Source organism: Bradyrhizobium sp. AZCC 1577 (genome assembly GCF_036924575.1).
Taxonomy (GTDB): Bacteria; Pseudomonadota; Alphaproteobacteria; order Rhizobiales; family Xanthobacteraceae; genus Bradyrhizobium.
This window is the reverse complement of sequence record NZ_JAZHRQ010000001.1, coordinates 4,336,289-4,348,488: the sequence shown is the minus strand read 5'-3', so window position 1 is coordinate 4,348,488 and position 12,200 is coordinate 4,336,289. Positions and strand designations below refer to the sequence as shown.

Here is a 12,200-nt window from a genome sequence, read left to right as displayed (position 1 = left end):
CCTGCATTCGGGCGCCTTTTGTTTTTGCGGTATGCCCGCCACTACGTTGCAACCCGCACCTCTGCTGATGACGCTCGCTCGGATGTATCATGGGCCAACCGCCACAGCAGACGAGCCGCGAACAGCGGCAGGATGATTAGCGCGCTGGGAATATGCGCAAAGCCCAATGGAAACATCAGAATGGGCAACATCCATAGCGCCAGCGAAAGGCATTGATCGACAAACGTTTCGTTTCCGCGCTGGCGCAAGAGCGCAACAATCCATCCGAACACGACCATGTCGTAGTTCATTATCCAAGGCAAAAACAGGAAAGTCGCGGTGACGAACAGCGCTTGTGAGAGCACCGGATCCCGCTTGCGCCAGACCGTCCAAACAACCGCGCCAAAAGCGCAGGCCGATACCACCGCTTGGACCACCCAGGCACAACTATCCGGCAGGCCGATAAGGCGAGCGTTGACAAAGGCTGAGGCAACGATCGGCCAGCCCTTGATACCGGCGACGTTCAGCAAGTAATGCTGTTGCGGTGTTACCTTCTGCCAATACTGTATCCAGATATCCGGCCCAAACCATATTGCAGTCGCGGCGACAAGCAACACCGTTGTAGCGACCGCTGAGCTAATGACGCGCCAGTGTCCGCCCAATAGCAACAATACCGGAAGCAGTAGCCCAAATTGCGGCTTGATAGTCAGGATACCGAACAGGATTCCGGCGATGATCGGTCGCCGATCGAGATTTGCCAGTCCGCCGATCAAAAGCGCAGCCGTCAAGAATCCATTTTGGCCCAAGAACACGTTCACGGTGACAGCAGGCGCGACCGCCAGAAATAACCAGTATTTTCGGTCGACGCCACTCGCGATCGCCGCCCACACATAGAGCGCGAGCCCGACTGCGCACCAAACTATGTAGGAAGGCAAAAAGCCCAGCAAACCAAAGGGCCAAATAAGGAGCACAATATGCGGAGGATACGACCAATACATTGGTGCCAAATCGGAGATACCGGTCGCCTTCACCAGTGCAGCCATGTAGACGTCGGAATCAAACCAGTCCGCAGGACCGCTCGAAAACACCGAGCGGCCGCCCATCCAAGTGTTAAGAAAATCCCGACCGACTGGAAAACCGCCCGGGTCGAGAATGAAAGTTGAAAACGACTGATCCGCCGCTAGTTTGAAGTCCAGTGCGACGATAAAGGCGAGGATAGCCGCAGCCGCCGCGGTGAATACCGCATAAACCTTCTCGGATACCGAAGCACGTGCTTGGTGGCCCAACGTTGTCATGCCCGACCAGTACAACGGTAAAGTAAAGGATCTATTCAAGGAAGTTAGCCAGCGACTAGCCATGATCGTCGCGCACGATCGCGTGGATGCCAATATTCGGCTGCTCGTCTTTCGACGGGCAAATCACTTCTGATTTTCAGAAATCGTGTCAAGTCCAGGAAACGAAAAGAATCAAAAATATTCCGCTTTCGTTCTCACCCAAATCACGCGCATAACTCCGTCCGTCTCACGGCGAGATGAGGGGCGGCTCGCGATCGTCACGAACGTGCGGTGAGATGCGATGGACGCGGAATGCGCAAGACGTAGGCGCAGGAAGCGTACGGCGAAGTCGTGTGGTTCGGGCGCCGCGGTGCTGGCGTTAAGTCGGCGGGAAGTGTCCCGCCGATGACGGAGGCAAAAGAGCCGTTCTCCGGGAAGAGCACGAAGTAAGCCGTAAAGCCATTGCGCAGGGAAGGCCGGGCTGCTCCCGCTGTACCTGTATGCTCGTGTGCGCTTTTGCTATGCGCAATGGCACACGAGACCGCGGGTGCAGCAAGCACCCGGTCTTCCCTGCGCCCTCTGTTTGGAGAGGGAGCAAACGAAGATGCAAACCTCGGGCGATCAGCGTCGCGAGATCGCGAACTCATACTCGGTTGTCGTTCACCCGCCAACGGGTCGCGCGAATGCGCGCCCGATGACAGGCTCCGGCGGGTGACCCAGTTCCCAGAGACGGCAGTGATTGAACCGATAAGCCGCGGCGTACTGGATCCCCGCCTTCGCGGGGATGACAGTCAAGTGTTGCGTCGCTATCTCCGCGTCATTGCGCGGAGAATCGCGCCCTACCCCTGCCTCGGCGGATTTTCCTTCAGGAAGCGATCTACGTCCTCCTGCACCGAATATGGCAGAGGGATCGGGTCGCCCATGTGGTCGATCGCGCGGTCGAGGCAGAGGCGCAGCATGCGCGCCAATTCAGCCTTGCGGTACGGCTTGGCGAGCAACAGCACGCCCTCGCCGAGACGCTCGCCCGAACCAAAGGCATCGAAGGTATGGCCGGACGTATAGAGCACTCGGAGCGGCCGGCGCAGCTTGGCGACCTCCTCCACAAGCTGCCGGCCGTTGATCGCGCCGGGCATGACGATGTCGGTGAACAGCAGATCGAATGCTGCACCGGAGTTGACCAGCTCAAGCGCCTGCGCCGCGCTGGCGGCGGCAATGACCGTGTAGCCGAGGCTTTCGAGCCGGCCGACGACGTGCGCCCGCACCACGTCGTCATCCTCCACGCAGAGGATGGTGTCCGTTCCGCCCCGCAGTTCGCCGTCCGCCTCCGGCGGTGCATCGCTCGCGCCAAGCGCGTCCGAGGGCTCGGTATCGGCCTTGGGGAGAAGGATGCGGAAGCAGGCACCCTTGCCCTCCTCGCTCTCGACCACGACGCTGCCGCCGGATTGCTTTGCAAATCCGAACACCATGCTCAGCCCAAGTCCCGTGCCCACGCCGAATTGCTTGGTCGAAAAGAACGGCTCGAAAATCCTGTCGCGTATCGCGGGCGGAATGCCGACGCCGGTATCGATCACCTCGATCACGACATAGGCGCCCGCGCCGAGCCCACCCATGTCGGCGTCATGCTCACCGCGCGTGAGATTTTCCGTCCTGAACAGCAGCCTGCCGCCATCGGGCATGGCGTCACGGGCGTTGATCGCGAGATTGACGAGGGCGGAGGAGAGCTGGCTCCCGTCGACCCAAGCCGGCCAGACCTGATCGCTCAATGCGGTTTCGATTTGAATCTGTCGTCCGAGCGTCGGCGCCAGCAGTTGCACCACTTCCTCGACCAGCGCGTTGACGTCGGTCTCGCGCGGGCGCAGCGGCTGTTTGCGGGCGAAGGCCAAGAGGTTGGCCGTAAGCTGGCATGCGCGATCGGCGGCATCGCCGATCATTCGGGCGATCGAGGCGAGCGCCGGATCATGCTTGACGCCGTCGGCCAGGATTTCGATCGTGCCCGTGATCACGGTCAGCACGTTGTTGAAGTCGTGGGCGATGCCGCCGGTCAGTTGTCCGACCGATTCCATCTTCTGCGCCTGGAACAACTGCTCCTCCGCGGCGCGCTTGGCCGTGATGTCCCTGACGAAGGCGTTGATGATGTAGCCTTCGCCGCGGCGCAGTGCTGTGAGCGATATTTCGGCGAAGAATTCGCGGCCGTCCTTGTGCAGCAACGGCGCTTCGTATCGCCCGCCAACGGGGCTGGCTGCCGCCTCGCTCAGGAAGCGATCGACCCATTGCCGATGCACCGCGCGCTGCGATTCCGGAAACACCAGTTCGTCCATGCTCCGGCCGACGGCCTCAGTGCGCGTCCATCCCATCAGGGCCTCGGCATGCGGGCTCCAGCCGAGGATGACGCAGCGCTCATCGGTCTGGACAAAGGCGTCGAGCGAGCCTTCGATAATGGCTTGCGCCATGTCGCTGTCGATCAGCGTCTGGTCAGCGCGTCCCTCCTCCGCTCCGTTGCGTCCATCCGCAAGGCCCGCGACATCGGAAAGCCTGTGCCAAAGCCTCGCCGCAGCAAGAATCGTAAGCAGGCCGGTGATTGCAGCGCTCGCCAGCGCGGCGCCGACGATGATCGCCAGCGGCCCCAGCGAGGGGGCGCGCGTCGCCAGGAAATAGGTTACTGCGCTCACGACGCAGGACGTCACGAGGACCAGCAAGATCATCGCCGGCGCGAGACGTCCAGGTTGCGTCATGGCGGCTTTACCAGTGTCGAGTTGATGGGTGACTTAGCCGACTTCCCGGAGCCGATCCCATCTTTTCGGCCCCGTAGGATTACGGATGAGGTCGCTCCGGGACGCGCGTCTGTCCGGTCACCTCGCCCGCTCGTGCGCCTTGAGCGCCGCCCCGAACGCCTCGAACAGCTTGCGATTGATCGGATTGCGCTGCGGGTCATATTCGGCGTGCCACTGGACACCGAGCGCAAAGCTCGGGGCGTCCGCGATCCGGATCGCTTCGATGGTGCCGTCCTCGGCAATGCCTTCGATGACGACGCGCCTCCCCGGTTCAAGGATGCCCTGCCCGTGCAGCGAATTCACCCGGATGGTTTCGCAGCCGAGCAGGCTTGCAAAGGTGCCGCCGGGCGTGAGATGGACGTCGTGGCGGTCGGCGAACACGACCGTCGGGTCGGGATGGATTTCGCCGTTCTCCAGGCGCGGCATGCGGTGGTTCATGCGGCCGGGAATCTCGCGGATTTCCGGATGCAGCGAGCCGCCGAAGGCGACGTTCATTTCCTGCAGGCCGCGGCAGATGCCGAAGATTGGCACGCCGCGGGCAACGCAGGCCTCCGTCAGCGCCAGCGCGAGGTCGTCGCGGTGGATGTCGTAGGGCTCGTGCCTCTCATGCGGCTCGGTCTTGAAGCGGGTCGGATGGACATTGGCCCGTGCGCCGGTCAGCACGATGCCATCGACGACGTCGAGCAGCGCGCCGATGTCGGTAATCTCGGGCGACCCGGCAAACATCAGCGGCAGCGCCCCCGCCACGTCGGTGACCGCGCGCAGATTGCGCTCTCCGACCATCTGGGTCTGAAAACGATTTTCGACGCGATAAGCGTTCCCGATCACACCGACCACGGGTCGTCTCATCGCCGATTTTCCGCTGTCATCGTCCTGTGCAAGGACCTTCTGGGTTGGGCCGCCATTGCAGACGATAATGCCCGCGAGCCGGCGGCGGATCAATATCCGGCAGCGGCCTGCGGGCCTGCCCTGCTATTTTCGCGTGAAAGCCTCGCGGGCGTCGATGCTGTCGGCCCCGGGCAAACCGGCCGCCCGGAGCGCCGCGGCAGCCGAATTGCCGGCATCACCCAGCCATGGCAATTTCGCCTGAATTCCACGCGTGACCGGCTCGCCCAGCGCGCCGCCGAAATCGACCGGCCAATATCCGTTCGGCACCACTTCAGCCGATATTCCCTGAAGGCGATAGCCCCTGCCGAGCACGGCCTCCGCATCGTCGGGTGCTACCCGCCGCGCGGTGCCGGGGTTGGCCGGATCGGTAAAGGTCACGAGCACCGGGATCAGCGCGTCCTTTACCGGCACGACGCCGGTCAACCGGCTCATCTCGTTAAACGAGACCCGCTGGCCGGCCGCCGCCGTATAGGCGCGCAGGGCCACGTAGTTCACGTCATCCAGCACGAGGTTGTTGTCGACATGCGCGAGCAGCGCGACAAGGTTCTTGCCCTGCCCGAGATCGACGAAAATGGCGTCGCCGACGGTGCGGGTCTGACCGCGGCGGGTGTAGCTCCGATCGGGATGAACGGCCACCACGCCGGATGCCGATCTGCGCCCAAGCGGCGTCTCGACATCGACCGACAGACGATATTTGTGGGCGGGACGGTTGATTCTGATCTGGTCGCCGATCACCAGCGCCGCCAACAGCGCAATCGGGCCGAACCATTTGAAATTCATCTCGTCCTCGCCGGCGCCATGTCGGATTCGTCTACCGCTTGGCATACCGGACGTGGCAGCGTCAAACCGGCGCGTGCGCTCCCGCTTGATCCCGGCGGCGTTTTTGGCGAAAGACTGCAGACGACATTCTGCGAAAAGGAATCAACGTGAAAGGTCCGGCTGACAATCGCCTTCAGGCCCGCAACGATCTGGCGTGGGCGATATCGGTCGGAGGCATCGGCGTCGTGCTGTTCGCCGCGCTGCTCGTGTTCACCTGGCACTTTGCCGCGACACTGTTTCTGATATTTACCGGCATGCTGCTTGGTGTCGCGCTCAACGCCATGAGCAATCTGCTTGGACGCGTGGTGCGGCTGCCGCATGCGCTGCGCCTGACGATGGTCTGCCTGGTAGTCGCGGGCATGCTGTCGGGCATCGTCTTCCTCGGCGGCACCACGATCGCCCAGCAGACGACGGCGTTGAGCAACACGCTCAAATCGCAGCTCGTCAACGTCAAGGGCTTCCTGGAGCGGAACGGCATCGACACCAGCTTTTTCGATTTCGGCACCCTGTCGTCGACGTCGGACGATGGCACGCCGGCGCCCGCCGCGACGCCGACGCCGCACACGCTTCCCAGCGCCGGCACGATTGCGGCCAGCGGCGGCGCCATCTTCAGCCAGAGCCTGAAACTGATTCTCGGCACCGCCAGCGCAGTCGGAAACTTCTTCATCGTGCTGTTTTTGGGGATTGCCTTCGCGACCCAGCCAAGCGTCTACCGCAACGGACTGCTGTTCGTGGCGCCCGTGAAGCATCGCGTGCGCGCGGTTGCGATCGTCGATCGGATCGGCGAGACGCTGGAGCGCTGGTTGATCGCGCAGATCATCACCATGGTGGCGGTGTTTTTGGTGACCTGGATCGGGCTATCGATCATCGGCATCCAGAGCTCGTTCATCCTGGGCATCCAGGCGGGGCTGCTCGCCTTCATCCCGACGGTCGGCGCGATCCTCGGCGGGCTGATCGTGGTGCTCGCAAGTCTCGCGTCGGGATGGGTCGCGGGGCTCTCCGCCTTCATCCTGTTCCTCGGCGTGCACGCGCTGGAAAGCTACGTGCTGACACCGATCATTCAGCGGCAGGCGCTGGACATTCCGCCTGCGACGCTGTTTGCGTTCCAGATCCTGCTCGGCGTCGTCTTCGGCATCTGGGGGCTGGCGCTCGCGCTGCCGCTGATGGCGATCGCCAAGGTGATGATCGATCATTTCAAGGCGGAAGCGGCGCCGGCCGCGATAGCGGCCGGCTGATGGCTTCAGTCCGCCGTGGTCAGCACCGTCTCGGTATGCTCGACCTCGGGCGGCGAAGCAAAGTACGGGCCGACCAGCGCGCGCCAGGCGGTGAAATCTTCCGAACCGCGAAAGTCAACGGTGTGGTTTTCCAGCGTCTCCCACTTCGCCACCAGCCGATATCGCTGTGGCTTCTCGATCGACTTGTGCAGTTCAAACCCCTTGCCGCCCTTGGCGCGCAGGAACAGCGGGCGCGCCTTGGCGACGGCCGCTTCAAAATCCTTCTCAGTGCCCGGTTTGACGTCGATTTGCGCGATTTCGGTGATCATTGGTTACGCCCTCTCGTGAGAATTGGCGTGTCTAACCCAGCCGCCTCAAAAGCAAAAGGCGGATGCATAGGTGTTGCTGCGATGCACGGTGGCTCTCAATGCCGCAAGCGTGAGGAAACCGCGCCAGTGACATGCTCCCGCCGCAACCCTGGTCTGGTGTAGGCTTGCACCAGCAACGAGCGACAACAAGCTCGTGGTCACGGGGAGAGAAGCGATGAATCTCGGTCGGATCCTGTTCTCCTTCACCCTGGCTGCGGCGGCAAGTGGACTGAGCTTGATGGCGGCGCCATCGCATGCGCAGCAGCCAGCGGCAGTCGCCATCGACAATGACGATATCGGCGGCGTGGTGCGTGGACCGAACGGCCCGGAGGCCGGCGTCTGGGTCATCGCTGAGACCACCGAACTGCCGACGAAATTCGCCAAGATCGTCGTCACCGACGACCAGGGCCGCTACGTGATCCCGGACCTGCCGCCGAACGTCAACTACGCGATCTGGGTTCGCGGCTATGGCCTCGTGGATTCACCCAAGCTGCGCGCCAAGCCCGGCCAACAGGTCAATCTCACGGCGGTCCCGGCGCCGAACGAGACGGCGGCCGCTCATTATTACTCGGCGATCTACTGGTACACGATGATGAAGATCCCGCCGGCAAAAGATTTCGGCGGCTCCACCGAGATCCCGAAGGAGATCACGCAGGAGATCTGGCGCCAGCGGATGAACAATGTCGACTGCATCGGCTGTCATCAGCTCGGCCAGGAATCCACCCGCACGATCCCGGCCGCGTTCGGCGAATTCAAATCGGGCGAGGAAGCCTGGATGCGCCGCGTTGCCGCAGGGCAAACCGGCGAATGGATGGTGAACCGGCTCGCCGGGCAAATGGGCGGCGTGCCGTTCAAATATTTCGGCGACTGGACGGACCGGGTGGCCAAGGGCGAGCTGCCGAAAGAAAAACCGCCGCGGCCGGCCGGCATCGAGCGCAACGTCGTGATCTCGTCCTGGGAGTGGGCGACCGAAAAGCACTTCGTCCACGACCTGATCTCCTCGGACCGGCGTTATCCGACCGTCAACGCCTACGGCCCGCTGTTCGGGGCGAACGAATATTCTTCCGACGACATGCCGATCCTCGATCCCAAAACGCACAAGGTGACGTTCTCGAAGATGCCGGTCGCCGATCCCAACGCGCCGGAATCGTTCGGCCCTCCCCTGCATGGCACGGCCCTCCTCAATCCGGTCAGCCCTTCGGCCTATTGGGGCGACGAGAAGATCTGGAGCCAGCGGACCAATAATCACAACAGCATGTTGGACAAGAAGGGCCGCCTGTGGCTGGCGGCGGCCGTGCGCGGCATCGAAAATCCGGCGTATTGCAAGAAGGGATCTGATCACCCGTCGGCCAAGGCGTTTCCGCTCGAACGCTCAGGCCGGCAAGTGTCGGTATTCGATCCCAAGACTCAGAAGTACAGCTTCGTCGATACCTGCTTCGGCACCCATCATCCGCAATTCGGCTACGACGCCGACGATACGCTGTGGCTCTCGGGGACCGGCCCGGTCGCCGGATGGGTGAACACCAGGCTATGGGACGAGACCGGCGATGCCGTCAAAGCGCAGGGATGGGCACCATTCGTGCTCGATACCAACGGCAACGGCAAGGTCGACGAATATACCGACCCGGGCAAGCCGGCGGAGGTCGGCAAGGATATGCGCATTGCGGGCTCCGGCCCCTACGCGGTGATGCCGCATCCGACCGACGGCTCGGTCTGGTACACCGTCAACGTGTTCGTCGGTCCACCCGGCTTCATGCGGTTCGATCCCAAGACCAAGCTCTCGGAATTTTACGCGATACCGAAGGAAGGCATCGGCATCCGCGGCGGCGATATCGACAAGAACGGCGTGCTCTGGGGCTCGGGCTCGAACGGCAGCCTGATCCGCTTCGATCGCAGCAAGTGCAAGGCGCCGCTGAACGGGCCGGGCGCGACCGGCAATCACTGCCCGGAAGGCTTCGCCTACTTCAAATATCCTGGCCCCGGCTTCGAAGGGTTCGAGAACTCCAGCGCCGAGGCGAGCTATTACACCTGGGTCGATCACCACAACACGGGCGGCCTCGGCGAGAACATCCCGATCTCCACCGCCAACCTCAACGACGGCTTCGTCGCCTTTAAGGACGGGCAGATGGTGATGTTGCGCATCCCCTATCCGCTCGGCTTTTTCGCCAAGGGCCTCGACGGCCGCATTGACGATCCAAACGCAGGCTGGAAAGGCCGTGGCCTCTGGAGTTCGAGCGGCGACCGCACACCCTGGTTGATGGAGGGCGGCAAGGGCTCAAAGCCGCGGGCGGTGCATATTCAGGTACGCCCCGACCCACTGGCGAAGTGAGGAATAGCGGCTAGCCGAACAGCAGCGCCGTGCCGGCGACCATCAGCGCAAAGCCGATGAACAGGATGGCAGGCCAGCGCATTCTGCGCTGAACGTAACGCCCCTGCGCACGGCGCTCGGTGATGAGCGCCATCTCGAATTCTTCCGAGGTCGAGAACATGCAACCAAACCCGCCGCGGGCGGAGGCTGCGGCCGCTTCGAGCGACATCAGGGCAGCCTGTGGGTTTCGTCTGCGGGGTGAATCCATACGCAGATGATATGGATGGAATGGTAAACGGGAGGTTACCGCGCCAGCTTCATCCGGAGACCAATTCAAAAGTGCTGAATCAGTCTCCGGACGTATCGCCTTGTTCACGCGTAATGTTTCAGTCAGCGCTGACAAGCGCTACTCCAGCTTGATGTTGGCGGCTTCGATGACCTTCTTCCATCGCGCCGTCTCCGATGCGATGTAGGCCGCAAACGGTTGAGCATCGAGCGCCACGGCGTCGGCGCCGAGTTCGGCCATCTTCTGCACCGTCTCCGGCTGCTGCATGAAGGCCCTAATCTCCGCCGACAGCTTTTCAACAATCGGCTTCGGCGTGGCGGCCGGGACAAAGAAGCCGTGCCAGGCGACCGCCTCGAAACCGGGTAGATGCTCGGCGACGGTGGGAAGATTCGGATCGAACGACGCGCGCTTGGGCGTTGCGCTTGCGATCAGCGCGAGCTTGCCGGTCTTCGCCTGCGGCAGGAGCAGCGGCACGTTGTCGAACGCGAGGTCGATCTGGCCGCTGAGGAGATCGGTCAGCATCGTGCTCGAGCCCTTGTAGGGCACATGCACCATCTTGGTGCCGGTCATCTGCTGGAACAACTCACCCGCCAGGTGCTGCGAAGTGCCGACACCCGCCGAACCGAACGAGACCTTGTCCGGATTGGCCTTCAGATAAGCGATCAGGTCCGGCAGGGTCCGCGCCTTGATCTTGTCGGGATTGACGACCAGCACGTTGGGCACGACGCTGATCTGGACGATCGGCTGCAGATCCTTATCGGGCTGATAGCTGAGCTTCGGACCATACAGCGACGGGTTGATCGCAAGCGCGGACGTGCTCGCCAGGCCCAAGGTCAGGCCGTCCGGCGCCGACCGCGCCAGCCGCGTCACGCCGACGATGCTGCCGGCACCACCGACATTTTCGACCACAAACGGCTTGCCCAGCTTCGCCTGCAGGTGATTGGCGACCATGCGCGCGAAGATATCCGCCGTACCGCCGGCGGCGAAGGGAACGATCACCGTCACCTGCCTGGGAGGATATGCGTCCTCCGCTTTGGTGGGCGCTGCCGCCAGCAGCATCACCGACGCAACAATAAGCCTCATCAATCTCATCGAAGTTTCCTCTGCTTCCTGCTTGTTATTGGTTGGTGCCGTGCGCCGCAGCCGGCCGGGCTAGAACGCCGTCTCGTACATCTTCAAAATCTCGTCACGGCTCAAATCGCGCGGGTTGTTGTCGAGCAGACGACGGATTGCATGCGCCTCGCCCGCCATGACGCTGAGATCATCTTTGGGAACACCGAGCGCGGACAACCGCATCTCGATGCCAAGATCGGCGCAGAAACCATAAGCGGCGTCGAACGCAGCCGCTGGAACGTTACGTTCTGACAAGCCGAGCGCGTGCAGCACGGCGATCGTCTTCGTCGAGATTGCCGGCATATTGAACGCCAGCGTATGCGGGAAGATCACCGCGCAGGCGAGGCCATGCGCCACATGATGCCGCGTGCCGAGCGGATAGGCGACCGCGTGGCCTGCCGTCGTATTCACCGGGCCGAGGCAATAGCCGCCATAAAGCGAGGCCAGCGCAAGGCCGGCACGCGCTTCACGGTCGCTGCCATCGGCAACCGCACGCCGCAGATAGCGTCCGACCAGCCGCGCCCCCTCAATCGCGTAGAGGTCGATCGCAGGATGCGCCTTGCGGTTGGTGTAAGCCTCGACGCAATGCGCCAGCGCGTCGACGCCGGTTGTCGCGGTGACATCCTTCGGCACCGTCATCGTGAGGTCGGGATCGACGATCGCGATGTCAGCCAGCATGAAGCGACTCTGAACCGCAAGCTTGTTGCGGCTGGCCGGATCGGTCACCAGCGCGCGGGTGCCGGCTTCGCTGCCGGTCCCCGAGGTGGTCGGAATCTGCATCAGCGCTACACTGCGGGCTGTAACCTTCTCGGCGCCCACGATGTCGGCAAAGGCGGTATCACCAGTGCAGAGCACGGCGACCAGCTTGGCGAGATCCATCACGCTACCGCCGCCGAAACCGACGATGAGGTCGGGCGCGGCGTCACGCGCCATCGCCACCGCCTTTTCGAGGTTGGGCAGATCCGGCTCGGGCTTCACCTCGCCGAACAACTTGACGGCACCGGGCAGCGCCAACTGATCGACGCGCCGTGCGTTGAAGGGATCTGAAATCACCAAGGGCCGCCGCGCGCCAATCCGCTTGGCGAAGTGAGCCGCAGCGGTGACTGTCCCACAGCCGAACTCGACGGCATTAGGACGAAGGATCTCGATCGCCGTGAAGGAATTGGTCATCTGGACGTTC

General features: G+C 62.8%; 10 protein-coding genes. 2 read left to right on the top strand and 8 right to left on the bottom strand.

Annotated elements, in window-relative coordinates; all coding sequences use genetic code 11:
- Positions 1-41 precede the first annotated feature (41 nt).
- The 4 genes from V1278_RS20550 to V1278_RS20535 all read right to left on the bottom strand — a co-directional run bounded on the left by V1278_RS20550 (position 42) and on the right by V1278_RS20535 (position 5,692).
- On the bottom strand, positions 42-1,265 hold the full coding sequence (locus V1278_RS20550) for a glycosyltransferase family 87 protein (RefSeq protein ID WP_334363015.1): 1,224 nt from the start codon (positions 1,263-1,265) through the stop codon (positions 42-44).
- An 827-nt stretch (positions 1,266-2,092) separates the two neighbouring features.
- Complete coding sequence (locus tag V1278_RS20545) at positions 2,093-3,985, bottom strand: hybrid sensor histidine kinase/response regulator (protein ID WP_334382042.1); 1,893 nt, start codon at positions 3,983-3,985, stop codon at positions 2,093-2,095.
- Positions 3,986-4,102: 117 nt separating this feature from the next.
- The gene (locus V1278_RS20540; RefSeq protein ID WP_334382041.1) at positions 4,103-4,873 is read right to left on the bottom strand and encodes a gamma-glutamyl-gamma-aminobutyrate hydrolase family protein; all 771 of its coding nucleotides are present in this window, start codon (positions 4,871-4,873) and stop codon (positions 4,103-4,105) included.
- A gap of 123 nt (positions 4,874-4,996) precedes the next feature.
- A complete protein-coding gene (locus tag V1278_RS20535; RefSeq protein WP_334382040.1) occupies positions 4,997-5,692 on the bottom strand; it encodes a hypothetical protein in 696 nt (231 codons plus the stop codon).
- 146 nt (positions 5,693-5,838) lie between these two features.
- Here V1278_RS20535 and V1278_RS20530 point away from each other — a divergent pair, with 146 nt between their 5' ends.
- Complete coding sequence (locus tag V1278_RS20530) at positions 5,839-6,966, top strand: AI-2E family transporter (protein WP_334382039.1); 1,128 nt, start codon at positions 5,839-5,841, stop codon at positions 6,964-6,966.
- Between the two features lie 5 nt (positions 6,967-6,971).
- On the opposite strand, the gene V1278_RS20525 is transcribed toward V1278_RS20530, so the two are convergent.
- Entirely contained in the window at positions 6,972-7,274 is a 303-nt protein-coding gene (locus V1278_RS20525) for an antibiotic biosynthesis monooxygenase family protein (RefSeq protein ID WP_057839131.1), read from the bottom strand.
- A 214-nt stretch (positions 7,275-7,488) separates the two neighbouring features.
- Here V1278_RS20525 and V1278_RS20520 point away from each other — a divergent pair, with 214 nt between their 5' ends.
- Positions 7,489-9,642, top strand: coding sequence for a carboxypeptidase regulatory-like domain-containing protein (locus V1278_RS20520; RefSeq protein ID WP_334382038.1), 2,154 nt, complete (start codon positions 7,489-7,491; stop codon positions 9,640-9,642).
- A 10-nt stretch (positions 9,643-9,652) separates the two neighbouring features.
- On the opposite strand, the gene V1278_RS20515 is transcribed toward V1278_RS20520, so the two are convergent.
- The 3 genes from V1278_RS20515 to V1278_RS20505 form a co-directional block, all read right to left on the bottom strand.
- The gene (locus V1278_RS20515; protein WP_334384222.1) at positions 9,653-9,889 is read right to left on the bottom strand and encodes a hypothetical protein; all 237 of its coding nucleotides are present in this window, start codon (positions 9,887-9,889) and stop codon (positions 9,653-9,655) included.
- A 138-nt stretch (positions 9,890-10,027) separates the two neighbouring features.
- Entirely contained in the window at positions 10,028-10,999 is a 972-nt protein-coding gene (locus V1278_RS20510) for a Bug family tripartite tricarboxylate transporter substrate binding protein (protein WP_334382037.1), read from the bottom strand.
- A 60-nt stretch (positions 11,000-11,059) separates the two neighbouring features.
- A complete protein-coding gene (locus V1278_RS20505; RefSeq protein ID WP_334382036.1) occupies positions 11,060-12,190 on the bottom strand; it encodes an iron-containing alcohol dehydrogenase in 1,131 nt (376 codons plus the stop codon).
- Positions 12,191-12,200: the final 10 nt, after the last annotated feature.

Bases quoted from the DNA above. Each gene is read 5' to 3' on its own strand.
- V1278_RS20545 (WP_334382042.1), bottom strand. From the start codon at position 3,985: ATGACGCAACCTGGACGTCTCGCGCCGGCGATGATCTTGCTGGTCCTC.
- V1278_RS20540 (WP_334382041.1), bottom strand. From the start codon at position 4,873: ATGAGACGACCCGTGGTCGGTGTGATCGGGAACGCTTATCGCGTCGAA.
- V1278_RS20535 (WP_334382040.1), bottom strand. From the start codon at position 5,692: ATGAATTTCAAATGGTTCGGCCCGATTGCGCTGTTGGCGGCGCTGGTG.
- V1278_RS20525 (WP_057839131.1), bottom strand. From the start codon at position 7,274: ATGATCACCGAAATCGCGCAAATCGACGTCAAACCGGGCACTGAGAAG.
- V1278_RS20520 (WP_334382038.1), top strand. From the start codon at position 7,489: ATGAATCTCGGTCGGATCCTGTTCTCCTTCACCCTGGCTGCGGCGGCA.
- V1278_RS20515 (WP_334384222.1), bottom strand. From the start codon at position 9,889: ATGGATTCACCCCGCAGACGAAACCCACAGGCTGCCCTGATGTCGCTC.
- V1278_RS20510 (WP_334382037.1), bottom strand. From the start codon at position 10,999: ATGAGATTGATGAGGCTTATTGTTGCGTCGGTGATGCTGCTGGCGGCA.
- V1278_RS20505 (WP_334382036.1), bottom strand. From the start codon at position 12,190: ATGACCAATTCCTTCACGGCGATCGAGATCCTTCGTCCTAATGCCGTC.